The organism is Psychrobacter sp. NPDC078631 (assembly GCF_050268165.1).
In the GTDB taxonomy this organism is placed as follows: Bacteria; Pseudomonadota; Gammaproteobacteria; order Pseudomonadales; family Moraxellaceae; genus Psychrobacter.
This window is the reverse complement of the sequence record NZ_JBNNGG010000007.1, coordinates 1-24,579: the sequence shown is the minus strand read 5'-3', so window position 1 is coordinate 24,579 and position 24,579 is coordinate 1. Positions and strand designations below refer to the sequence as shown.

Below are 24,579 nucleotides of genomic sequence, written 5' to 3'. Positions count from 1 at the left end.
TATTTAGACCCATCTCCAAATAATCCGCATATTTTAAAAACTGGTGAAAAGCAGAATTTTAATACAAAAAAATAGTGACACTCTATCTATTAATTAGAGTATCACTATTATTGTGCTTATTTAGTGGCTACATTTAGTCGCCTGTAACGATATTTAGTCTCTTTCTAGCACCACTCTATAGCGAGCATTACCACTCTCTAGTCGCTCAAACGCTTCATTAATCTCAGACATTTTGTATGTTTCAGTCACTGGCTGAATATTATGGCGCGCAGCAAAATCTAACATTTTGCGTAGCGTCGCTGGTGAGCCAACTGGCGAGCCTGATAGACTATTCTGAGCCATAATCATTGGTGCAGCCGATATCTCTAGTGGTGCTTCTAGCAGTCCAACAAAATGCAGCTTACCTTTTGGTCTTAGCGTCTTGATCACAACATCCCAGTTCATATCAACGTTCACTGTTGAGATGATTAGATCGAAAGAACCTGCGGCTTTTTCAATTTCGCTATCGTCTCTTGAGTTTAGTGAATGGTGAGCGCCCATCTCTTTTGCTTCTTCCATTTTTGATTCACTGGTAAATGCCGTCACTTCACAGCCCCACGCATTGGCAAACTGCAATGCCAAATGACCCAAACCACCAATACCAATTACAGCCACTCTAGAAGTTGGTTTGATGTCGTACTGCATAAGTGGGTTAAACACTGTGATACCGCCACATAGCAGTGGTCCTACCGCGTTAAAATCAAGCCCTTCAGGTATCTTGATGACGCTAGTATCTTTTGCGCGTACTTTATCTGCGAAGCCGCCGTGGTTACCAATGATCGTACCTTCTTGCTCAGGGCATAAGTTATGATCCCCATCGATACATAGATCACAAACGTTACAGTATCCTTTATGCCAGCCAAGTCCGACTTTATCGCCCAATTCTAGATGCTTGACGTGTTTGCCCTTGTTAAGGACTTTACCTGCAACCTCATGTCCACCGACAAACGGATATTGAGTCATACCCCATTCATTTTGCCACATCGATAAATCACTGTGGCAGATACCGCAGCTATGTACTTCGATTTCTACTTCGTGATCGCCTAGAGCACCTGGATCATATTCATAAGGCTCAAATTTGCCACCTTTCTCTTTTGCTGCATATGCGTTAATCATAGTTATTCCTTATTTTCCAGTTTTTTAAAGATTAGTTTGTAGAGATTGGTTTATCGTTCTAGAAGCTATTAATATGTTAGTAAAATTAAAATAGCGCTATAAGAGATAAACAATTTCTTCAATAGATTTGATTGGACAGACTATAGCAAAGACTGTCCCAACTAATCCATTCAACTTACCAGTTTTAGACTAACGTCATACAAAGAGTCATACTTAGCAGGCGGTAACTCATCAAAAGACTGCTTATCGTCAGAAATATTGCTTGGTTACTTATATTGTTTGGTTATTTATATAGTGCACGTCTTCTTCGATAACCTGTCAGTTTTGGCGTCTTTATTACCTGCAGTAAAAGACAGATTATCATGAGTGACATTCCTAGCCAGCCGATAGGAGAGAATGTTTCACCGATTATAATGATAGCCAATATAGTGGCTACAATAGGTTCTAATAACGTAATAAGCGTGGCTTTGCTCGCCTCAATCACTCTCAACGCTTGACCAAAAAGTAAATAACCAAAGAACATCGGCGCAATTGCCAGATATAGTGCAACGCTTATATGTTTTGCATCCAAAAACAGGTTTCCCCCTGTCAATAATAATGATGGCAACAATAAGATTGCCGACAGACCAAACATACTGGCCATCGCTGATTTCGAGTTTACCCCGTTCTCTATCATCTGACGTGCTGTCCATGAGTATGTGGCATAGGTCAATCCTGCAACTAATCCTAATAAAATGCCTAATATTCGATTATTTGCTTGTGCGTTTACATCTAAATATTGGGTTTTCCCTAAAGTCAGCAAAATAACGCCAACCACACCAAATATAAAACTTACCACCCATCGACTAGTGACTCTTTTATTGCTAATCAGACGCTCCATGATAACAGTGAAAAATGGTGCGCTAGCAATTGAGATTACTGTACCAATAGCGACACCTGCCAATCTCATAGAGGAATAAAAAGCTAAAGGATAGATAGCAACACATAGGCTACCAATGAACAAGAGACTGGGTTTAGAAAGTAGTTTCTGTCTATCGCTTAATAAATTATTCTTAGCATTCAATACTAGCAATACACCGCCTATCCCCATCGAAAACGCACCAACGGCTAATGGACTAACGTCAGGTATAAAAGCAGACGCTGTACCTGTCGTTCCCCAAAGGACACTGGCAGCTATCACACATAAAATAGCACTTAGACTAGATTTATTCTGCAGCATAGTAGCTACCTCTGACGTTATAATGAATAACATTATTATAGAGAGTTATAAACTACTTTTTTTGCAGATTAGACGGTTTGCATGTCTGGTTAGACGTGTTTTAATTTGGAAGGGGCAATACCGAAATATTTAGAAAAGCGGCGGCTAAAAGCGCTAACATCCGTATAACCAACCAGTTCGGCTATGATAGCGATAGGTGAATCAGTATGTAGTAATAAAGCTTGCGCCTTTTGCATCCTGATCTTTGTGATGTACTCAGTGACAGTTTGGTTTGTTTGCAGTTTGAAGTTCTTTTTGAACTGCGTAGCACTGAGACAAGAGATATCCGCCAACACTTCGACAGAAAGGTTTTTAGCAAAATTGTGGTGAATATATGCGACGACTTCTCTAATTCGAGCATCATATTGCACAAATAGATTTTGTTGTTCTAGGAGCTTATAAAAGGTATCAAACATCAGTCTCTCAACTTCAGGATTGATTTGATACCTTAACTGATTTTCTGAAAACTCCAAAAATGCCAACAATGGCGAACTTATGGAGAAGAGAATTTGTGATGAATGAAGCACATTTTCTGGCAATAAATCTGTATCCACAACAATAAACTTTGCATTCTCCTCAGCGCTAAAGTAATGCTTTTCATTTGTCTTAACCACAACACATTCGCTCGGGATAACTTTTCCAGTATAGCTCCCAACTTCGATATTGATTGCCCCTCGCAAAGGCAAAACAATCTGATGAAAGTCATGAGAATGTCCTCGAGTTTGACGGGTATATGACCTAATTGAGAGCGTGTTAATCATGCATAATTTTCCAGATTGTTACTATCGTGTCGTGTCTTGGCTCACTATTGGGTTAGCTATTTGGCTCTCTATGAGAAGTAACTATTGGATGTCACTAGGTTTACCATGTGGAGCTAACCATTTAGCAAACCATCCTGATAGGTCATCCATCAAGGTATAAACGACAGGAATGACAACCAAGCTCAATAGCGTAGAGGTCACCAGACCACCCAGTACCGCTGCTGCCATCGGTCGCCTAAAGGTAGGATCTGCATCACCCCAACCAAATACTAGAGGCAACATACCTGCGCCCATTGCAATGGTCGTCATGATAATAGGCCGTGCACGCTTGCGACATGCATCTACGATAGCCTCAAAACGCGCCAGCCCTCGGCGCTGGGCAATCAACGCGTAATCGACTAGCAGGATTGAGTTTTTGGTCGCGATACCCATGAGCATAATAAAGCCAATCATCGAAGGCATCGATAAGCTGCTATTGGTAATAACCAAGCCAACAAACGCCCCACCGATTGATAGAGGTAACGCCATAAGAATGGTAAAAGGCTGCAACAAACGGCCAAAAAGCAGAATAAGTACGCCTAAAATACAAACTACCCCGACGGACATCGCAATGATAAATCCACTAAAGAGGTCTGCCATGTTTTCTGCTTGGCCCTGATCAATGATGGTAATCGAAGGCGGAAGTTGCTGCATGGTCGGAACCGCTTTGACCGCTTGTACCAAATCGCCAAGCTCGCCACTCGCAGGTTGTACCGTGATACTAATGGCACGCTCTCGATCCAGTCTACTAATCTGCGCAGGTCCAGTGCCAAAGTCTAGCGTAGCAACCTCACCGACGCGTACGCCTTGACCGGCAGGCATAGTACTCGGCACGTATAAACCTTCTAGCTGGCTAACATTTTGCTTAGCCGCGTCAGGTAGACGTACCACGATTGGTACTTGGCGCGTATCAAGATTGAGCTTTGACAATTGCTGCTCGTAGTCGCCCACCGTAGCCACACGTAGAGTCGTAGCGATATCTTGCGTGGTGACTCCTTTGTCAGCCATTGCCAATCTATCTGGGGTTACCGTTAGCTCTTGGCGTGGCAGACTGCGATCACTGGTCACAGCGCCTGCACTTGGCAGACCTCGAATCTCAGACATGATTTTTTGTGCAATTTGTTCAAGCAGTTGCGGGTTAGTACTAGTCAATGAAAAATTATAGCCGCTCTCACCACCACTCGATAAGCCAACAGTAAACCGTGCTCCTGGCACTTCTGTCATCAGCTTACTAATTTTGCGTTCTATCTCTTGCTTGGTGCCTCGTTCTGCACGCGGGGCAAGTACGATATCCAAGCCAGCGATGTTTTCAGCCTTACCGCCGCCGCCATCCGACGCACCCATCGACGCCTGCGCCTCTCCCACTGAGGTAAAGATATTGGTCACCTCAGGCATGGCCAAAATACGAGCACTTGCTAGTGCCGCTACGCGCTCAGTATCCGCCAACGACACGTCAGGTGTCAGCTCAATAGCCACTCGAGTTTGATCGATATCATTATCAGGGATAAATGACGTGGGTAACAGCTTAACCAGAGCTAGCGATGCTACAAATAAAACAAGCGTTGCACCCATAGTTATCCAGCGATGATGTAGGGTCCAAGACACAATCTTAAGATAGTACTTCATCATCGCGCTTTGTTTTTCGACGTGCTTTTTCTCAGGTCGCAAGATATAAGCTGCCATCATCGGTGTAATCAGGCGAGCTACCATCAGCGAGGCAAAAATTGATAAGGCAGCCGTCCAACCAAACTGACGGAAAAACTGTCCAACGATACCGCCCATAAAGGCCGTTGGTAAAAACACCGCAATCAAAGTAAAAGTAGTGGCGACAACGGCGAGACCGATTTCATCAGCGGCTTCCATCGCCGCTTCATAAGGCGTCTTACCCATACGTAGATGGCGTATGATGTTTTCGACTTCAACAATTGCATCATCGACCAGCACCCCAATAACCAATGACAACGCCAGTAGTGAGATGATATTCAGACTAAAGCCAAACAGATACATACCCAAAAAGGTTGGAATCACTGATAACGGCAAAGCGACCGCGGCAACGATAGTCGCGCGAATATTGCGCAAAAACAGAAATACTACCACTACAGCCAACAGCCCACCTTCGATGAGCATTCTTAACGAAGCTTCATAATCTTCTGCAATGGGTGTGGCTCGGTCATAGACTTTCTCAATACTGATATTACCGACATCAGCAGTCAGCTTGGCAAGCTCCTCATCAACCAGCTCCATCACGTCGACCTCACTGGCACCGCGCGATCGAGTGATGTTAAATGCCACCACTGTTTGACCGTCTAGCTTAGCAATCGAGCTTGGATCTGCTGCGCCGTCAGTGATTTCTGCCATACGACCTAAAGCTTGTGTGCCCCCCGTAGGGACAGCCACTTGCAAATCGTTTAGCTCATTTGCTCGCTCAACAGCACCGAGAACACGGATTGTCTGAGTCGTATTACCAACTTCCGCCTCCCCACCAGAACTGTCTTGCTGGATACCAGCGATTTGCTGCGATAATTGTGAAATAGAAAACTTCAGACCACTTAACGCAATTGGGTCAGCAGCAACCGTGATTTCACGCTGCAACCCACCAACACGGCTCACGGTACTAACGCCTGGTATATCAGATAGCCGTTTGGTAACGGTATCATCAACAAACCAAGATAAATCCTCCACGCTCATATTTTCAGCAGCGACAGAGTACGTAACCACTGGAAACCCAGCAGTAGATACTTTAGTAATAATAGGATCGTTGGCTGCAGCTGGCAGATCACCACGTACTTCACCGACTGCTGAACGCACATCGTCTACCGCTTCTTGAATGTCTTTTTCTAGGGTAAATTCAGTGGCAATGGTCGCCGCACCCGTCTGTAGCGTGGTGCGAATATGACTCACGCCTTCGATACTGGTCAGTTTGTTTTCAATCTTTTTGGCAATATCGTTTTCGAGTTGTAAGGGCGCAGCACCCGGTAGCGTCACCGTGACCACCACCGCTGGCAAGTCTATATCCGGAAACTGCTGGACTTTCATTTTCATGAAACCGTAAATGCCGCCCAACGTCAGCAGTACAAATAGCAAGATAGCGACGAGAGGATTTTTGATCGAATAAGCGGAGACGTTTAAGCTCATGGTTGTGCCTGCACTGGCTTACTGGTTTGAGACACACCATTAACAACACGTACTAGGTCACCATCATTTAAGAAGCTGCCGCCCTGCTTTACGATACGGCTGTCACTTGGCAAAGGCTCTAGCACTGCTACACTCTCGCCCAATCGCTCACCCAATGTCACTCGCTGCTGCTTGATACGTCCCATCGATCGATCGTCTCGAGTAGTCGATTCGGTAACGAGCATCACATAATCATAACCATCATTACTGACCACTGCGCTATTAGAAATCGTTTGCGTACTGGTACTTCCTAACAGGAATTCGCCTGTTTGATACATGCCTGCACGTATCTTTGAGTTGGCAGCTAGGCTGGCATAAATCGTAATTTGGCGGTTGTTGTCCGCGGTTGGTGCAATGCGGTTTACTTGCCCCATCACTGTATCACCACCCGGTAGACTGACTTGTACAGGCGTACCAACGTTTATATCACCGATAAGCTTAGGATCTATATCTGCTCGCCATTCCAAAACCCCGCCTTTGATAATCGTAAATAGCGGATCCCCGCCTGCCACTTGACCGACTTCTACCATTTTTTCACTGATAATACCGCTGACAGGAGCGACGACTTTTGCGTTCTCTAATGTCAAACGCTGATTGCTCAAACGGGCTTTAGACGCTTGCAAAGAAGCTCTCGCACGGACTTCCGAGGTACGATAGCGATCGGCCTCTTGTTTGCTAATGGCATCGATATCGATCAATGGCAGCACACGTGCAGCATCAGCGCTGGCATTGGCAAGGGTGGCTTCCGCTTCTGCGACATCTGCTTGCGCCTGTAGCACTTGCTGCTCCATAGCATCAGTATCGAACACGGCTAAGACTTGACCCGCTCTGACGCGGTCGCCTTCTTCGACCAAAATACGCTCGATAGCCACACCATTGACTTTTGCACTGACGTTCGCAGTATCCTTAGCATTGATGGTTCCATCGGCACTGAGCGTGCTGCCGATATCATCTTGGCTTGGACTGACTGTTTCTACTGAGAGTACTGATTGCTCAATACTGGCATCGCTACCAGTTGCCTGATCGTTTGCGACAGAATTAGAAGTTGCTGACTCATCTGTAGCTGCACTACTATCATTGCCCCAATACTTGCCAAGCAGCACCCCAATCACTAGTACGGCTGCCAACACGGGCCACAACCATATTGGTGGTTTCGCAGATGGCCTTTGAGATACAGTGTCAGTTTGACGATATGGCGGCAGCTCAGATTCAGCTGACGGCTTAGAATGGGTTTCTTCAAAATCGCTCATGATAACTCTCTGTAGGTACAGTCAATATTGAAATACTCGATATAGAATGACTAAAAATATCAATCAGTCACAGCAATAATAAAAAGTGGCACGCAATCGAAGCAATGTTTGGATAGCCTGATATAGGGCTATGAGCGTTACTTACAGAGAGTATTACGATGTTCTCTAAAGCACTGTTTATTATTATAATAGTCCATCAAATTATCGAGAATAGCATATATTTAGTCATCATCTTATTTTTATATATAGCGTCTAGCGTTCATAAACTTAATTGAAACTTAGACCGAATACATGTGCAATGTTCAAGGCATATCGACCGGTTTAAAGAAATAAGATCGCGTGCAGCCAGCTGTTGAATATCTGATTTATTCAACGACTGACTATGGATACTAAGCACTGATTATTAAATACTAAGCATTGGTATAGCGACTTGCCTCAGGCATCCAGCGATGAATCAATTGACTGACATCTGCTTTTCGCGCAGGGTCTGCTATCAAGTGCTTGGCTAACCGCTGAGCAATGGCAAATAATTGCTCATCACGGATCAGATCAGCCAGATAGTAGCCAACGTTGCCCGTTTGACGTTTGCCTAACAGCTCTCCTGGCCCACGTAGCTCTAAGTCTTTTTGAGCAATGACGAAGCCATCGGTACTATCGCGTAGGACATTCAGTCGCTCCGTACCTGTCTCCGATAGTGGCTTTTGATATAGCAGTACACAGAAACTTTTGGTCGAGCCACGTCCGACTCGCCCGCGCAGCTGATGCAATTGTGATAGTCCCAAACGTTCCGCATTTTCGATAACCATCAATGATGCATTGGGCACATCGACCCCTACCTCGATGACAGTCGTCGCAATCAGCAAGTCCAAATTACCTGCTTTGAACTCTTGCATGATGGCTTGCTTATCAGCAGACTTCATTTTGCCATGCACCAGTCCAATACGAATATCTAGACGTTCATTTAAATCCTCATAAGTAGCTTCAGCTGCCTGCGCATCCAATACGCTAGACGCTTCTACCAGTGAGCATACCCAGTACGCTTGCCTGCCCGCTTCGCAATTGATCGCGATACGTTCTATGACCTCATCGCGTCGATTGCGATCGATGGTTACCGTCGTAATTGGCGTACGCCCCGGTGGCAATTCATCGATGATTGAGGTATCCATATCGCCATAGACACTCATTGCTAAGGTTCTTGGAATCGGTGTTGCGGTCATGATTAGCTGGTGTGGGGTACTATTAGCGACGCCCTTATTAGTCAATGCCATACGCTGCTCAACACCGAATCGATGTTGCTCATCAATGATAACCAAGCCTAATTTAGCAAACTGAACTTGCTCCTGAAACAGTGCATGAGTACCAACGACTACTTGCACGGTATTTTCTGCGACTGCTTCCAATGCTTCGCGGCGTTGTTTGGCCGTTTGCTTACCTGCGAGCCAACCGACACCAATACCTAATGGCTCAAACCATTGCTTAAAATTCAGTAGATGCTGCTCTGCTAAAATCTCAGTCGGCGCCATTACCGCGACCTGCCAGCCACTATCGAGCGCATAGCCTGCCGCTCCTGCTGCCACCAACGTCTTGCCAGCACCCACATCTCCCTGTACCAATCGTAGCATCGGAATTGAGGTCGCCATATCCGCAGTAATGTCTTTCATCACTCTTTTTTGCGCACCCGTTAGATCAAAAGTCAATGCAGAAAACAGCTTGTCAGCAAGAGGACTGTTGGTAGTGCATTTGGGTGCTTTATGCTGATGTAGCTGCTGGCGACGATATAGCAAACTGAGCTGATGCGCAGTCAACTCTTCAATAATCAAGCGCTGGCAAGCAGCATGCGTGCGGGCACTGAGTTGAGTGAATAATTTGTATTGCTGAGACGCGCTGGTATAAGTAGGTGGCGTATGCAGCAGTACCAATGCTTCAAATATCGTTAAATTATAGACATTGTGCTGAGCAATACTGGCAGCGACGCTATGTATGTCATTATCTGCCTGATAGTTAGAGGGACTGGGCTTGTATACGCTATTGCCAATCACATTATCAGGCACGCTGCGTGCTAACGTCGAAAAAATATCTTCGGTATATTCGGCCTCTGACACCGCTGATTTGGATGGCTCAAAAGGCACTAATGGCAAATCGGATACAACTGCAAAATCTTCAGCCGTAAACAATGTCATCGGCAGACCTTGGCTCCGAACCGTTTGCAATGCTAGCTTAATTAAAGTGCGCAGCTTGTTTTGATGTAAGCCTTTAACTGTAGGGTAAATAGGCTGCAATCCCGTATCGGTCATGACTGTGTTATCAGTGATAATCTGATATTCAGGATGATGTATCTGCTTGCCGTAGCGGCTGACTTTGACCTCACCAAATAGCTGTAAACGTGTTCCTAAATTCATAGTCTGTACCAGACCACGATAGACCTTAAAAAACCGTAACGATATCGTACCCGTATTATCATCCACCGTCACAGTCATCCCACTGCGCTTGGTATCGACATGGACGATGTGACCAGTAATTAGCGCTGATTGTCCATGCTCTACATCGGCGATTGATACCAGTCGACTACGATCCTCATAATCACGGGGCAAATGTAACAGCAAATCGAATATCCGCTTGATATTCAATTGCGCCAACTGCTCTGCGACTTTTACCCCTACACCTGCTAGCGCAGACACTGGCATATCTAGTGCTGACAGCGGCATATCAGATCTAAAGTGATCTAATGAGTTAGATGAAGCATGACTCTCCGATATTGGCATTAAAGATCCTAACAATATTATTTTTAATTTTTGTATGCTAAATCGAGCATTTTTAGTAGGCTGCACATGATGACTTGTACCACAGAATAGCGATAACGATAGTACGTATAAAAAGTCGGTTCATTTCATTATAGCTGACAATACAATTGCTTATACTAGGCTATTTAGTAAAATAGCATCTATACAGTCTAGCTACTATAGATAAACCGCTTCTCCTCATCATATCAATAACTGATGTCTTATTTTTTGAATTCTGGCAATTTCGTAAGGTGTTTTTCTATGCTTATTTCTATTTTGCCTCGTCAGTTTCGTCACAATCTGATTCGTCATAATCTAAAATTACTGAGGTTGAGCTTAATACCATTTCTCGGTTTTTATATTAGTGCGTGTAGCACATTGCCATCGACTATTCCTGCAACGCCAGAGCCTGTTATTAAGACTCCTACTGTCGCACTGGTATTGGGTGGTGGTGGCGCAAAAGGGTTTGCCCATGTAGGTGTCATTAAGGCGCTAGAAGAAAACGGTATCAAACCAACATTGGTGGTCGGTACGAGTGTGGGTAGCTTGATTGGCAGCTTATACGCCAGTGGTTACACGCCGGCACAGCTTGAGCAATTGGCATTGACCACTACTGATAGTCAGCTCACAGACTTTACCTTGTCCAATCAAGGTTTTATCGACGGTATTAAGTTAAAAAACTTTATTAATAGCAAAGTGAATGCGCGTGCTATAGAGGATTTCCCCATTGCTTTTGCGGCAATCGCAGCAGAGAAACACACTCTGAAGAAAACAGTCTTTACCACTGGCGATGCAGGGCTTGCCGTACAAGCGTCCTGTAGCGTACCTAATATTTTTATTGCCCCGCGCATTCCTGAGAAGGTCGGTAAAAAATATGTCGATGGTGGTGTGATCAGTTTAGTACCAGTAGATAGCGCCTATGACTTAGGTGCTGATATTGTCATTGCTGTAGATGTAACGGGAGCTCAAGGCAGTGATAATACTAATAATCAAATACCGACTATTAACTCATTGAGTGATTTTTGGGGCTTTCTAGAAACCAATATTCTAGCTACTAACCTGACTGCTAATCGCTCCGCGTCAAATCAGAGCGAGCGGGATCGAGCGGATATTGTTATTACTCCCAATGTCGGTCGTAACAGTTCAATAGATACTAGGCAGCGACGCAGTCTAATACAAGCAGGCGCCCAAGCTACAACGCCACAAATCAATGCTATCAAACAACTTATTCAAGAGAAATCTAGTAGCAAATATGCCACGCTGTAGCTGAGTATTATTAATTACTTATCAGCAAAAATATCAAACGTCCTGTCACACCATAAAAAAGCACCGCAGCTATAAACTGTGGTGCTTTTTTATTAATAGCTTTCAGTACTAAATGGATAGTTTTCAGTGCTAACTACATCAATGCTAGCTAAATTCTAATCCAAAAACTCAGGACTATTTGACACGAGCACGGTATTTTACAGCGACGGTATCATTTAGGCCTACACCTTCTAAGTCCCAACGTACCGCTTTATAGTACTTAAGCGCGACGTCTTGTAGCTGATTATCTACCTTGGTACGTAATGGCATACGAGCAAAATTGCTGCCATCTACACTGCCATACGGAAATTCAGGAGCAACGGTCTTTAGCAGCTCTACCTGCTCTGGGATACTCATCGTAACGGTCATTTTACGGACGCGATCTGCATTGGTATTGGTAAAATATCCTTGATACTCCAGTACATTACCTGACTGCAAACGCGTGTTGGTATCTACAGGGACGAGCACTTCTTGACCATTGGCATCAACACTAACCAATGACGCTGTGATTCTGCTATTAACGGCCTGAGCACTTGAGTTGCTGCTCTTATTAGGATTTGCTTGAATAGCCATTGAGCTATCAACCGCTTGCTCTGGTGTTGGCAGCATCGCTGAGGCTTGTGTAACGACCATTGCACCGATAAGGGTACCGGCAACAACGTGAAATAAGCGGTGGCCGCTCCAAGCACTGAACGGGCTAGCAAACTGGTTACTTTTTTTCATGATTTTCATTATCCCTGGTTGATATATCGGTAAAACACAGATGGTGCAACTTAAGTTATTTTTATAATTTGTTCAACAGATAAAACGCATTACGATGTACACAAGATATCGCTGTGAAATAGTCCATACAATCTATCAAACACATGAACTCACTTATCTAACCTGATTATCTTCGCTCAGCATCTGTAAAGCAATAGCGCTTAGCATAACAAAAAGCATTTGTACGTACATTAACCCAGTGTTGAGGTTGTGTATATCAGCGATTGGCAATTAGAATGCTTGAATACAGCTGAAATAAAAGATAGCTCATAACCGCGTTTTTTGCTATGGTAAATCTTTAGCGTTAGGCATTTTTTTGCTGCGCCCCTTTTCTTATTCTAACGACTACTGCTCCCATTATGACTACTAGCTCCATGCCCCAGATTAACCCTGAATACGTCCATTGGTTCCGTAACTCTGCACCCTACATTAATACCCATCGCGGCAAAACTTTCGTGATTATGTTTGGTGGTGAAGCGGTCAATCATGCGAACTTCAGCACACTTATTCATGATTTTGCCTTGTTGCATAGCTTGGGTATCAAGCTGGTACTGGTACACGGGGCACGACCGCAAATCGAAAAGAACTTAAAAGACGCTAATATTGAATCGCCACTACATCAAGACATCCGCATTACGCCACGTGCGGCGATGCCGTCTATCTTACAAGCCGTTGGTGCTATTCGTTTACAGATTGAAGCTCAGCTATCAATGGGACTGGCCAACTCTCCGATGTATGGTTCGCGTATCGATGCGATATCAGGTAATTTCGTGACAGCGCGCCCATACGGTATCCGTGAAGGTATTGATTACCAAATGACAGGCGAAGTGCGTTCTATCGATGTGGAAGCCATTAAAAACAACCTACTTCATGACCATATCGTTGTACTAGGCTCGATGGGCTACTCTGCAACTGGCGAAGTATTTAACTTATTAGCGGAAGATGTTGCCCTAAGCGCTGCCGTAGCACTGGGTGCTGACAAACTTATATTCTTAGGTGAAGAAGCGGGTATCAACGACGACGATCGTTTATTACGTGAAATGATTCCAAATGAAGTTGATCGCTTCTTACGTGACCGTGATTTAAATTGCGAAATTAATTATTTCTTGAACTGTGCAAGTTTGGCCTGTCGTCAAGGCGTCCATCGCACGCACATTATCTCGTATGCCAAAAACGGCGCATTACTAGAAGAGCTATTCACACGTGATGGTTCTGGTACGCTGATTAGCCACGACCCTTATGAAGAAATTCGCCGTGCCAATATCGATGACGTGGTTGGTCTGATTGAGCTGCTGTCACCTCTAGAAGAGCAAGGCATCTTGGTCAGTCGTTCACGCGAGCGCTTGGAGCAAGAGATTGATAACTATAGTGTGATTGAGCGCGATGGTATGATTTTGGGCTGTGCAGCATTGCACACACTAGATTCAGAATCAGCGGAAGTTGCCTGTGTTGCCGTACGTCCTGAGTACCGTAGTGGTAGCCGCGGTGCAGATTTACTAGCGTTTCTAGAACAGCAAGCGCGTAGCCATGGTTTGTACAAGCTGTTTGTTTTGACCACTCGTACCGCACACTGGTTCGTCGAGCAAGGCTTTGCTGAAGTTGAAGCCAGCGCTTTACCTGAAGCACGTTTAGAGAAGTACCATAACGGCCGAAACTCTAAAGTCTTTCAGAAGAATCTATAATTTATCACCAACTTGATATCGGCTTTGTAAGGTCAATATCAGTCTGAGATAAGACGTTTAATCACAAAAAAGCCTTCATAATTATATGAAGGCTTTTTTAGGTTAATTACCTAAACAATATTTGCTTTAAATGCTTATTTTACTTTTAATAGCTCAACAGTAAAGATAAGCGTGCTGTTAGGCTCGATACCAGCGTTACCCGCTTCGCCATAAGCGATGTCTGATGGGATATAGAACTCGTATTTTCCGCCTTCTTTCATCAACTGTAGACCTTCAGTCCAGCCAGCGATTACTTGGTTTAGTGGGAACTCGATTGGCTCACCGCGCTCATAAGAGCTGTCAAATACCGTGCCATCAAGCAATTTACCTTCGTAGTTTACCTCAACCACATCAGTTGCTTTTGGTGATTTACCAGTACCTGCTTTGATAACTTTATACTGTAGACCAGACTCTGTTTGCTTCACGCCTTCTTTTTTAGCGTTTTCTGCTAAGAATGCAGTACCAGCGGCTTTATTTTCTGTCGCTTTGGTTTCCATATCTTTAACAAACTGCTCTTCTTGCTCTTTTTGATAGTCCATCAATACTTGTTGCATTTGCTCTTGGGTCAATGCTGATTCATTGCCTTCGTAGCCATCACGGAAGCCTTTTTCAAAAGTATTTAGGTCTAGATCTTTGACAGCGTCTTTATTGCCTTCTGCCATCATGAAACCTAAGCTATAACCTACTTTTTCACTAGCTGAGCTTTGTTCAGTAATGGAAACGCTTTGAGTGGCTGTTTCTTGATTACCATTGTTGGTGCTACAGCCTGTTACTAACAACATAGCGCTAGCAAGTGCACTAACGCCTAAAGTAGTGATTTTTTTCATAAAGTACTCTCTAATTGTAAGAATAGTGGCGAGATGTCACATTCCTCTATAATAACAAATCTTAGTTTTGGGAACTACGCTTTGCACGAAATTATCGGGCGAATGTATAGTCTATGTTAATATCTTCTATCATAATAACAAGTTATCACACAAATATAGTAACAGGTAAAGCTTTCTGTCTTTAAATCCATTAATACATCAGCTAAGCTGAATTAGTTAAGGGGATAAGTAACCGAGCGTTAATTTTTATCAAAAATAAGCAGATATCGATAGCGAAGTCACTGTAATATAAATAAGAGATACTGCTGATAATAGTTTATGCTCAAAAACGATAATATCTCTATATAACTGATTCTAAAAATACTATTTATGACAACCATCTGTATGTCTTGCTCACTAATCGCTGTATGAACATTGTTTTTGGCGAGTTATATAAGATGCTTCAAGGAGGATAAGATGAACCCAATGTACACATCTTTTAACGGCTATCTTGGTGGACCTATCGGTTCCATCATTGGTGCTATTCTGATATTCGTTATTGGTTGGCTAGTAGCCCTTGGTATCGCAGCACTGGTACGCGGCGTACTCTCTAAAGTTAATCTCAATCAACGTATGAACTCTTCAACTGGTAAGACCTACGACCTTGAAGGTATCATCTCCAAAATTGTTTTCTGGTTTATTTTCATCATTGCTATCTCAGGCGCACTTAGCCAATTAAACTTAAACTCTATCTCAGCACCATTCGCAAATATGGTTAATCAAGTATTGGCATTTATCCCTAATCTTATCGGCGCTATCGCACTTGGTGTAATCGGTTGGGTCGTGGCTACTGTTGCACGCACAGCGATCAACGCAGCACTCGCAAAAACCTCTATGGATGAGCGTTTAAGTGCACAAGCTGGTGTAAAACCAATGAGCAGTACAATTGCTGATATGGTTTACTGGTTCATCTTATTGGTTGTGTTGACCATGGTACTTGGTCAATTAGAGCTTGATGGTTTGTTTGCACCATTAACTAATATGGTCGACAAAATCTTTAGCTTCATCCCTAATATCTTGATTGCTGGTGTGGTCTTCGTCGTTGGTTATATCATTGCCAAAGTCGTACGCGGTATCGTAACCAATCTTGTTTCTACTTTTAATGTACAAGAATTGGCATCAAAAGCAGGTTTAAGTGAGCAAAACAGCTTGCCTAACATTGCAGGTTCATTAGCATTTCTTGTGGTTATCATTCCAACCATTATTGCTGCTCTAAACGCATTAAAAATCGAAGTGATTGCTCGCCCTGCGACCAATATGCTTAATAAAATCATGGAAGCACTGCCAAACATCTTTATGGCAGTCGCTATCTTAGTAGTAACTTTTTATGTTGTACGCATGGTTGCCAACATCATCAAAGGTCTGATTGAGAACACTCAAATCAACCAATTGCCTGCGAAAGTGGGTCTACAAGAAACAATGGGTGATAAGAAAATCTCTGACCTAGTTGGTTATGCGATTATCTTCTTCGCTATGCTATTCGCCGCTATTGCAGCTGCTGACTTGTTAGGTTTCGAGCCTATCTCAGCTATTATTACGATGTTTATCGCATTCGGTGCAAACATCATCCTAGGCGCAATTATCCTATTCATCGGATTCTGGCTTGCCAATATTATTGCAGGTGTGGTTGAACGTTCTGAGCAAGGTTCACAATTCCTAGCAAACATCGTACGTGTATTAATCATGGGCCTAGTATTAGCAATGGGTCTAAAAGCGATGGGTATTGCCGATTCAATCGTTAACCTAGCATTTGGTCTGACACTAGGCGCGGTAGCCGTTGCCTTTGCCCTATCATTTGGTCTTGGTGGTCAAGAAGCTGCTGCTCGCTTCCTACGTAAAATGCAGGATAAGATGGATCATGAACGCACTGAAGCGAAAGCAAAATCTGCGCTACAGCCAAGTTCATCAACTCAAGAAAAGGTTGCTGATTCAGTTCGTGAAAACACGCCCTCTGCTGCTAGCACACCTACCACTGATTTACGTACCGACGTAGTTGATACACCACGTGTTGATACTAATGACATCTACAACAGTGATAACGTACTTCCTGGTAGCGGTCTCAATGACGATATCAATAAATAAGTATTTTTGATTGTTTAATTTAGATACGAAAAAGACAGCCTAGGCTGTCTTTTTTTATGTCAGTAAATATATTAATAAATCCATGGTTCTTCTTATTAATAAACGGGTAGAAAACTAACTACGTCTATCTACTGCTTATCTTTACGCGCTGGAATCGTTAAGCTCATCTGTACTTGAGGTAGCTTCTCTTTTTGCGCCTTCGCAGGTTTACCACCTTCCACGCTACTAGCAGTTGGCGTATTTTGTTTATCTAATTCTTGTTGCTTTAGCTTCTGCATTTGCTTAGTAAGTTGGCGCTCCCTTTGAGTCATCGCATCAACTGGCTGAATCCACAAATCAATATCGAAAAAATTCTCATTATTCTCAGTGATAAAGTCGATACCAAGCACGACTACATGATGAAGCTCAATAATTGGCAAACGTGTGGCAACGTCCTGTGCGATTTTTGCTAGCTTTGGTTGGACAGCGGCTTTACTATTAGGCCCTTTTGAATCCTGACCATAAAAAACCAGTACATAATGTCGTCCCAAACTCTCATAAGAGTGTTGATGTACCACATAGCCATCTTTTTGCAACGCTGCACTTTGTTTAGGGTGTCTATATAGCGTACGGATAAGCTCGTGACGTGAAAACAAAGACTCATCTAGTAGTTGTTGTTGCCAGTGAGCGAGCGGCGTTTCTAACTGTTCGTCGTTATTAGTTACGTGCTTTTTACCATACGTATCTATCATCTGCATACTTAGCTGAGACCATATCGTGGCCGCTTGTATCATATGCTGATGGTACATTTGAGCAGTTGAACTTTGGTTCTTGTAGGCAAGCGTGATGGCGACCAGTGCTGAGTTAGGTTCGTCTTGTACTTCATTTTTGATGAGCGCATTGTCGACTACAATGGCAGGGGCAAACAGGTCTGGGCTTTGTAAAAAGCGCTCAGCCAAAGCATCTTCCGATTCAAAACTTGGAATATGATTTACAGCCGACTGCTGTAGCTGCTCCAGATGATAAACTAAGAAACGCCATAACTCACATGGGGTTCGTACTGCTGCTGCTATCGAGTACCAGTCATCCCAGCTAAAGACTTGCAGCTGCTGCATGCTTTCGCTCATGTCGACAACTAAGTCTTCTAAAAAGTAACGAACCCCGAAATTGTGTTTAAGTCGCTGTAGAGCACTGTTTGAATTATTTGCATTGTCACCGCTATCATCTTGATTGAGACTGCTACTTCCTCCGACAAGCTGAATGTCAAAGATCATAGCTTCATAACCAATTGAAGCATTGGCTTCATTTTGAGTCGATAATGACTTGTACCATGTAAGTGCCGACTTTACCGCAGTCATACGTACAGCCTCAATATCAACTGATTCTGTATCATAGGGTAGATATAGTGTCAGCTCCAACAGCTGCAGCTTGCCAAGTGGCAACTGATACTGGTAGTGACGAGCGATATACTGAGCATTGTATTCATGTTCAATCGTATGCATACCTGCTAGAGTCACTGCCATAGCATCTGCTTGTAAATAACTGACTAGCTCAGTCGTCAGATAGCCCCAGTCGGGCATAGTAGTAATCGAATGGGACACAAGTTCCAACCTTCTATTATCGTATGGTGAATATCGCACATGCCAGCTTGTAATAATAACAACATCATTATCGCGTATTACAAATATCTGAATGATGCAAAATTATGCTACATAAGCACTATCAGAGACAGTCGCTTTCAAAGCGATCACTTGTTATGATGATATCAAAGCAGTATTGCTTGCGTGCAAGTTTATGGATGACAAACTGTACTTAGTTGTATGTATCGAAACCGTAGTCATTGAAATTTTAATCATCGAATTTTTAATGACTATTATATAATAATAAGGATTAAACATTATGAAGCGTTTTAAAGAAAAGACCGTCGTTGTAACGGGTGCAGGCTCTGGTATTGGCCGTGCAACTGCTATTCGCTTTGCCGAGGAAGGCGCTAGCGTGGTTCTAGTAGGACGTACGGCAGCAACACTAGAAGAAACTGCCAAAGAGTTGCCACAAGATCGTACTTGGATTCATACTGACAATTATCTCATTATTACATGCGACATTAGCGTTCAAAGCCAAGTACAAGAGATGGTTGAGCGCGCTATCGACAAATTTGGCAAAATTGATATCTTGGTAAATAATGCTGGTAAGGCAACTCAAGGTAAAATTACAGAGCTATCTGCTGATGATTGGCGCTCTGCTATCGATGTGAATCTAAACGGGACCTTCTATGTCTCTCAAGCTGCTATGCCTCATTTGATTGCATCAAAGGGTAATATCGTCAATATTTCATCGCTTTCAGGTGTGGGTGGTGACTGGAATATGGCTGCTTACAATGCTGCTAAAGCGGGTGTGACTAATTTAACCCGCACATTGGCATTAGATCATGGTTCGGATGGTGTTCGTGTTAATGCGGTTAATCCAAGTGTCACCAAAACTGATATGACTACGGCTATCCAAGACAATGAGTCTAAAACGGATAAGTTCTTAGCTCGCTGTCCGCTTGGACGTTTGGCAACTCCAGAGGATATCGCCGCTGCCATTACCTTCTTAGCAAGTGATGATGCCTCCATGATTACCGGTGTCAACCTACCTGTCGATGGTGGTGTTAGCGCTTCTAACGGACAGCCACAGTTTTAAATTGTTAAGCTGATAGACATACAAATATTATTCAAAAAAAGCCCCTGATACCATCATATCAGGGGCTTTTCAAAATTAATTATTAGAACTTAGTTGTAGATATCTTTGATTCTTCGCACCTGTAATACAACCAGTGATTTTAACTTAACTAATTGAACTAATATTTATACCATTTAACTTATTCAGCTGCATTATTGATGTCTTGTAGTGGCTGTGACAAACGCTCAAGGTGTCTTGGCAACACCCCTTTATACTGAGAATATATTTTTGGCAAATCTGCTTCGATATCACCTGTAGGATAAACCAGTGACATAAACCGTATTTCTTTAGTATTGTAGTCCATCGCTACTGGCAAAATCGGTACACCAGCACCCACCGCTAAATAATAAAAACCTGTCTTCCACGACTCAGTATATTGCCGTGTCCCCTCTGGTGATAATCCCAAAAATAATGGTTCACCAGTTTTGAACTTATCAATACTGGCTTGCAGTACAGAGCCTTTATTACCACGATCGATAGGAATAACCCCTATCCAATTTAATAACTGTGCAAACACAGGAACTTTAAATAGCGTGTGCTTGCCCATAATGCTGATTTTGATATCTAATGCAAACAGACTTGGAATCGCATAAATACCATCCACATTAGAAGTATGGGGCAGCGCAAGCACTACAGCTTGTGAGATATTTGGAATCTCGCCTACAGTACGCCAACCTGACGCCTTTAACAGCGCGGATGCAATAACAGGCGCAAACTTGTTGCCACGCTTTGGAACCTTGTCTCCCAAATGCTTCTTGCTAAGTTTTGGGAGTACTTTGGAACGCGCAGGTTTAGAAACAACAGACTTAGAACGGTTAAAAATCTTCGGTATCATGACAGCACAATATAATGAAAGGTACTGACATAATACCATTAAGCCTTTGTGGCTAGGCTGAATTTTGCGTGCTTTTATTATGTGATAGATCGTTTAACCATAAATATAAGTAATGACCTATTTCGATATTCTGTACACTTACTTCTTTAAACTTATTGCTAAGTGTTAAGAAATATCGGCCAAATCACCTTTACTCTCAAGCCACGACTTACGATCAGAGGCACGCTTCTTAGCCAGTAGCATATCCATCACACTATTGGTCAGTACCATGTCATCCATATCTAACTGTACTAAGCGGCGTGTATCACGGCTCATCGTCGTCTCACGTAGTTGCTCAGCACTCATTTCACCAAGCCCTTTAAAACGTGTAATCTGAGCTTTTTTATTGCCTGGTACGTTAGCCAAGATATGTGCAAGCTCCGGCTCATCCAATGCATAATGAACTTCTTTACCTACATCTACTCGGTACAATGGCGGCATGGCCACAAATAAATGACCCGCATCCACTAGCGCAGGAAAATGCTTCACAAACAAAGCGCAGATCAATGTCGCAATGTGCAGACCATCAGAGTCAGCATCCGCTAAGATACATATCTTGTCGTAACGTAGCTCAGACAAGTCATCAGAGGCAGGATCCACACCGATAGCAATGGCAATATCATGAATCTCTTGGCTTGATAGCACCGTATCTGATGATACTTCCCACGTATTTAAGATTTTGCCACGCAGAGGTAAGATTGCCTGATAATGACGATCTCTTGCTTGCTTAGCACTACCACCCGCAGAGTCACCCTCTACTAAGAACAACTCAGCACCATCACGCAAATCACCACGGCAGTCTGCCAATTTACCTGGCAATGCTGGTCCCTGAGTAATCTTTTTACGAGCGACTTTTTTGGCCGATTTTAGACGGCGACCTGCCTTATTGATGGCCAACTCTGCAATTTGAGTACCCATGTCTGCATTTTGGTTTAACCATAAACTAAAAGCATCTTTCGCCAAGGTCTGAACCGCTCCAGCAGCTTCGCGACTAGATAAACGCTCCTTGGTTTGACCAGAAAACTGTGGCTCAGAGAATTTAAGAGACAGGATATAGTTCACCCCGTCCCAGACATCTTCTGCGGTTAGCTTCACACTACGTGGTAGCAAATTATGAATATCGCAGAATTCACGCAGAGCTTCTAAAATGCCCGTGCGTAGTCCGTTGACGTGCGTACCGCCCTGAGCTGTCGGAATAAGGTTCACATAGCTTTCTTGAATCGGCGTACCACCATCAGGCAACCAAGACAAGGCAAAAGTAATAGCAGCTCGTTCGCCCGCTTTCGCATCATAATTATAATAAAACGGTGCTTTAGGCAATGTTTCCAAACCATCTAATTGTTCGCTTAGATACTCGACTACCCCATCCGTAAACTGCCAAACGACCTTTTCATCATTGATATCGTCAGTGAATTCAATCGTCAGTCCAGCGGCCAAAACAGCCTTTGCTTTTAAATTGTGTTTGAGCTGTTTTACATTAAATTTGGGCGTATCGAAGAAACTACCATCTGCCCAAAAGTGCACTCTGGTGCCACGTTTGCGTTTATTTGAGCTGACTGCTTCCGTCAATGGCGTAACTGGTGCACCATTTTCAAATGCCATATCAAACTGTGTGCTATCACGCCATACCGTAACCTCAACGCGAGTTGATAGCGCATTGACAACGGAAATACCTACACCATGTAGACCACCTGACACTTCATAATTAGAGGTCGAAAACTTTCCACCTGCATGTAAGCGGGTCAAAATCAGCTCAATACCAGATTGACCAAACTCAGGGTGAATATCAGTTGGCATACCGCGCCCGTCATCTTCGACAGACAACGATCCATCACTATGCAATTGCACCTTGATGGTTTTAGCATAACCAGCTAACGCTTCATCAACTGAGTTATCAATGACCTCTTGCGCCAAATGGTTCGGGCGCGTGGTATCGGTATACATACCTGGACGACGACGGACTGGCTCTAGACCTTCTAAAACTTCTAACGATTGCGCATTATATTGACTCACAAATGCATCCTTAACTGTTCGCGTGCGTTTAATTCTATTAAACCATTATAACGAAAAATAGCGACGTTAACGTCAATACTCCATCGCTTACGTCATATAATGTCGTCTATTTGAGGTTGTACTAAACTCTGTAAGATATTCATTACCATCGGCAGCTGCTTATCAAAGTCACTGAAGCGATGATCGCCACCTACTTGCACTGTTACCGATGCGCCCTTACTTTGATAAAAATCTTTAGACAATTCAGAATTCAACAACTCATCGCCTTCTTTTAGTAGCACAGCAACTTTATCGGGATAATTTACTGATAACAGCTGATTATCTGCAAACCACTGTAAATCAGCAGGCGTAATACTCCAGCCGCCCGCTGTTGTATGCAGGACTTTGCTAGTAGATAACTCATTTAAATTATCTTGACTTGATACTGGTTGATTAGAGAAACGCTGTAAAGTGATATGGGGCTGGATACTGGGGTTAAGCAATAAAACTGGGCAGCCTATCTGATTGCTTATCAAAGTAGAAAAATATCCTCCTAGCGAGCTGCCGATTAATACCGTATTTGATAACTCAGTCTGCTTATCTGCTGATTTTCTATCTGCACTATTATTTAGTGCTTTGATTAAAGACAGTAATTGCTCACACACTTGTGCAGGGGTCTGATTTAAATCAGGACGCAGCACATTAATATCAGGATAATGAAGCTGGCAATATTTTTCTAGCAACACTCCTTTGGTCGAGTTGGCATCACTGTCCAATCCATGGATATAAATCAAGTTCACGTATCATCTCACTTATTAATTTTGTTATGATTATATTATAAAGGCTATCAAAGCTAAGCATAGCACCCGTTAGACGGAAATAATAACAATAAAATGGCACACTATTAGTCAGTATTTGCGACATAATAATGTTGTACAGTGATTTTATGCAGGTCAAAGGAATGACGGTAGTCATTATGGAGGAGTCATGAATCAACAGTTTGAGCTGTTCAAGATTGCCAATCCATGTATTGGTCTTTGCCAAAGCAATAAGAAGGGTTATTGCTTTGGTTGCCTGCGTAGTCGAACTGAGCGCCAGCGATGGCATGATATGACGACAGAGCAGCAGCGCGAGGTGCTAAGGCTTATCGCTGGACGTAAGCTGCGTATAGAACAAATGAGACAGCGTAAAGATGAACAGTTAGGATTTGATTTTGAAGAGATACCTGAGATAGGTCAATTATTTTAAGAAGTAATTAATCAGGCCAGACATGCCAATAACATCCTCAGAATGCATTAAATTTGGCTACAATATATGCCCAATAACTTAACAGTAAAGTCAGTAATCCCCACGGTATGGCGAAACACCAATAATATAAATTGCTAGTAGTAAATACGTAAAAATAGACAGCCATTCCAACACTAATTACAAGCGAAGCTGCATATCCGATCAGTAAGGTAAAGAGAATATTATTCTCAATTTTGGTTAAGCTTGGGCTTCCCTCCGCACACATATAGAAAAGAAAACCAAAAGAAAAAGCCCCGCCAATAGTAATATGCAAAGATGATATTAGAACTAGCAACCAAATTGACACGCATACTTCCTTATTAGTCTAATGACGGCTTTGTCTTTAATACAGTGCTTTTTACGAGTTAGAAGCGCTTTCAATAGAAAATAGCATACCTTCAAATTTTTCTATAATCAATACTGCAATACGCTTGCTAGAATAAATTAGACTGAAATCAATAGATCCGTCACCAAACCGCGCACAAAGAAAAGCCCCCAACGCGTTAGCGTTGGGGGCTTTATCTAGAATAGAGAGCTGACGATGACCTACTCTCACATGGGCGAACCACACTA

The 24,579-nt window shown here is 43.1% G+C and carries 18 protein-coding genes; 5 read left to right on the top strand and 13 right to left on the bottom strand.

What is annotated here, in order from left to right; translation table 11 throughout:
• Positions 1-153: 153 nt before the first annotated feature.
• From ahr to recG, 6 genes are all read right to left on the bottom strand, one after another.
• Positions 154-1,155, bottom strand: coding sequence for an NADPH-dependent aldehyde reductase Ahr (ahr, locus tag ACQKCP_RS12780; RefSeq protein WP_427612582.1), 1,002 nt, complete (start codon positions 1,153-1,155; stop codon positions 154-156).
• A 283-nt stretch (positions 1,156-1,438) separates the two neighbouring features.
• The gene (locus ACQKCP_RS12775) at positions 1,439-2,374 is read right to left on the bottom strand and encodes a DMT family transporter (RefSeq protein ID WP_427612581.1); all 936 of its coding nucleotides are present in this window, start codon (positions 2,372-2,374) and stop codon (positions 1,439-1,441) included.
• Between the two features lie 89 nt (positions 2,375-2,463).
• On the bottom strand, positions 2,464-3,174 hold the full coding sequence (locus ACQKCP_RS12770) for a helix-turn-helix domain-containing protein (RefSeq protein ID WP_427612580.1): 711 nt from the start codon (positions 3,172-3,174) through the stop codon (positions 2,464-2,466).
• Between the two features lie 81 nt (positions 3,175-3,255).
• Positions 3,256-6,348 (bottom strand): efflux RND transporter permease subunit, encoded by a 3,093-nt coding sequence (locus ACQKCP_RS12765; RefSeq protein ID WP_427612579.1) that lies wholly within the window; start codon positions 6,346-6,348, stop codon positions 3,256-3,258.
• Positions 6,345-7,637, bottom strand: a complete 1,293-nt coding sequence (locus ACQKCP_RS12760; RefSeq protein WP_427612578.1) for an efflux RND transporter periplasmic adaptor subunit — start codon at positions 7,635-7,637, stop codon at positions 6,345-6,347. The genes ACQKCP_RS12765 and ACQKCP_RS12760 overlap by 4 nt, the downstream gene beginning before the upstream one ends.
• 410 nt (positions 7,638-8,047) lie before the next feature.
• Positions 8,048-10,399, bottom strand: a complete 2,352-nt coding sequence (gene recG, locus ACQKCP_RS12755; RefSeq protein WP_427612577.1) for an ATP-dependent DNA helicase RecG — start codon at positions 10,397-10,399, stop codon at positions 8,048-8,050.
• 279 nt (positions 10,400-10,678) lie between these two features.
• Between recG and ACQKCP_RS12750 the strand changes: the two genes are divergently transcribed.
• On the top strand, positions 10,679-11,683 hold the full coding sequence (locus ACQKCP_RS12750) for a patatin-like phospholipase family protein (RefSeq protein ID WP_427612576.1): 1,005 nt from the start codon (positions 10,679-10,681) through the stop codon (positions 11,681-11,683).
• A gap of 174 nt (positions 11,684-11,857) precedes the next feature.
• Here ACQKCP_RS12750 and ACQKCP_RS12745 read toward each other — a convergent pair whose 3' ends face one another.
• Positions 11,858-12,445: a hypothetical protein gene (locus ACQKCP_RS12745; RefSeq protein WP_427612575.1), complete on the bottom strand. Its 588-nt coding sequence runs from the start codon at positions 12,443-12,445 to the stop codon at positions 11,858-11,860.
• Positions 12,446-12,843: 398 nt separating this feature from the next.
• Here ACQKCP_RS12745 and argA point away from each other — a divergent pair, with 398 nt between their 5' ends.
• Positions 12,844-14,166 (top strand): amino-acid N-acetyltransferase, encoded by a 1,323-nt coding sequence (argA, locus tag ACQKCP_RS12740; RefSeq protein ID WP_057762129.1) that lies wholly within the window; start codon positions 12,844-12,846, stop codon positions 14,164-14,166.
• Positions 14,167-14,300: 134 nt separating this feature from the next.
• Here the strand turns inward: argA and ACQKCP_RS12735 are convergent, their stop codons facing one another.
• Entirely contained in the window at positions 14,301-15,032 is a 732-nt protein-coding gene (locus ACQKCP_RS12735; RefSeq protein ID WP_427612574.1) for an FKBP-type peptidyl-prolyl cis-trans isomerase, read from the bottom strand.
• A gap of 456 nt (positions 15,033-15,488) precedes the next feature.
• Here ACQKCP_RS12735 and ACQKCP_RS12730 point away from each other — a divergent pair, with 456 nt between their 5' ends.
• The gene (locus ACQKCP_RS12730; protein ID WP_101205998.1) at positions 15,489-17,153 is read left to right on the top strand and encodes a mechanosensitive ion channel; all 1,665 of its coding nucleotides are present in this window, start codon (positions 15,489-15,491) and stop codon (positions 17,151-17,153) included.
• 128 nt (positions 17,154-17,281) lie between these two features.
• Here the strand turns inward: ACQKCP_RS12730 and ACQKCP_RS12725 are convergent, their stop codons facing one another.
• Positions 17,282-18,733 carry a hypothetical protein gene (locus ACQKCP_RS12725; protein ID WP_427612573.1) on the bottom strand — a complete coding sequence of 484 codons (1,452 nt, stop codon included), beginning with the start codon at positions 18,731-18,733 and terminating at the stop codon, positions 17,282-17,284.
• Positions 18,734-19,031: 298 nt separating this feature from the next.
• Between ACQKCP_RS12725 and ACQKCP_RS12720 the strand changes: the two genes are divergently transcribed.
• Complete coding sequence (locus tag ACQKCP_RS12720) at positions 19,032-19,814, top strand: SDR family NAD(P)-dependent oxidoreductase (RefSeq protein WP_057762139.1); 783 nt, start codon at positions 19,032-19,034, stop codon at positions 19,812-19,814.
• Between the two features lie 178 nt (positions 19,815-19,992).
• On the opposite strand, the gene ACQKCP_RS12715 is transcribed toward ACQKCP_RS12720, so the two are convergent.
• From ACQKCP_RS12715 to ACQKCP_RS12705, 3 genes are all read right to left on the bottom strand, one after another.
• The gene (locus tag ACQKCP_RS12715; RefSeq protein ID WP_057762140.1) at positions 19,993-20,688 is read right to left on the bottom strand and encodes a lysophospholipid acyltransferase family protein; all 696 of its coding nucleotides are present in this window, start codon (positions 20,686-20,688) and stop codon (positions 19,993-19,995) included.
• Between the two features lie 165 nt (positions 20,689-20,853).
• Positions 20,854-22,740 (bottom strand): DNA topoisomerase IV subunit B, encoded by a 1,887-nt coding sequence (parE, locus tag ACQKCP_RS12710; RefSeq protein WP_427612572.1) that lies wholly within the window; start codon positions 22,738-22,740, stop codon positions 20,854-20,856.
• A 92-nt stretch (positions 22,741-22,832) separates the two neighbouring features.
• A complete protein-coding gene (locus tag ACQKCP_RS12705; protein WP_427612571.1) occupies positions 22,833-23,519 on the bottom strand; it encodes a YqiA/YcfP family alpha/beta fold hydrolase in 687 nt (228 codons plus the stop codon).
• Positions 23,520-23,706: 187 nt separating this feature from the next.
• Here ACQKCP_RS12705 and ACQKCP_RS12700 point away from each other — a divergent pair, with 187 nt between their 5' ends.
• Positions 23,707-23,967 carry a DUF1289 domain-containing protein gene (locus ACQKCP_RS12700; RefSeq protein WP_427612570.1) on the top strand — a complete coding sequence of 87 codons (261 nt, stop codon included), beginning with the start codon at positions 23,707-23,709 and terminating at the stop codon, positions 23,965-23,967.
• A gap of 397 nt (positions 23,968-24,364) precedes the next feature.
• Here the strand turns inward: ACQKCP_RS12700 and ACQKCP_RS12695 are convergent.
• Positions 24,365-24,579, bottom strand: a 215-nt coding sequence (locus ACQKCP_RS12695; RefSeq protein ID WP_427612569.1) for a hypothetical protein, incomplete at its 5' end; no start/stop codon positions are given.

Bases quoted from the DNA above. Each gene is read 5' to 3' on its own strand.
- ahr (WP_427612582.1), bottom strand. From the start codon at position 1,155: ATGATTAACGCATATGCAGCAAAAGAGAAAGGTGGCAAATTTGAGCCT.
- ACQKCP_RS12775 (WP_427612581.1), bottom strand. From the start codon at position 2,374: ATGCTGCAGAATAAATCTAGTCTAAGTGCTATTTTATGTGTGATAGCT.
- ACQKCP_RS12770 (WP_427612580.1), bottom strand. From the start codon at position 3,174: ATGATTAACACGCTCTCAATTAGGTCATATACCCGTCAAACTCGAGGA.
- ACQKCP_RS12765 (WP_427612579.1), bottom strand. From the start codon at position 6,348: ATGAGCTTAAACGTCTCCGCTTATTCGATCAAAAATCCTCTCGTCGCT.
- ACQKCP_RS12760 (WP_427612578.1), bottom strand. From the start codon at position 7,637: ATGAGCGATTTTGAAGAAACCCATTCTAAGCCGTCAGCTGAATCTGAG.
- recG (WP_427612577.1), bottom strand. From the start codon at position 10,399: ATGCCAATATCGGAGAGTCATGCTTCATCTAACTCATTAGATCACTTT.
- ACQKCP_RS12750 (WP_427612576.1), top strand. From the start codon at position 10,679: ATGCTTATTTCTATTTTGCCTCGTCAGTTTCGTCACAATCTGATTCGT.
- ACQKCP_RS12745 (WP_427612575.1), bottom strand. From the start codon at position 12,445: ATGAAAAAAAGTAACCAGTTTGCTAGCCCGTTCAGTGCTTGGAGCGGC.
- argA (WP_057762129.1), top strand. From the start codon at position 12,844: ATGACTACTAGCTCCATGCCCCAGATTAACCCTGAATACGTCCATTGG.
- ACQKCP_RS12735 (WP_427612574.1), bottom strand. From the start codon at position 15,032: ATGAAAAAAATCACTACTTTAGGCGTTAGTGCACTTGCTAGCGCTATG.
- ACQKCP_RS12730 (WP_101205998.1), top strand. From the start codon at position 15,489: ATGAACCCAATGTACACATCTTTTAACGGCTATCTTGGTGGACCTATC.
- ACQKCP_RS12720 (WP_057762139.1), top strand. From the start codon at position 19,032: ATGAAGCGTTTTAAAGAAAAGACCGTCGTTGTAACGGGTGCAGGCTCT.
- ACQKCP_RS12715 (WP_057762140.1), bottom strand. From the start codon at position 20,688: ATGATACCGAAGATTTTTAACCGTTCTAAGTCTGTTGTTTCTAAACCT.
- ACQKCP_RS12700 (WP_427612570.1), top strand. From the start codon at position 23,707: ATGAATCAACAGTTTGAGCTGTTCAAGATTGCCAATCCATGTATTGGT.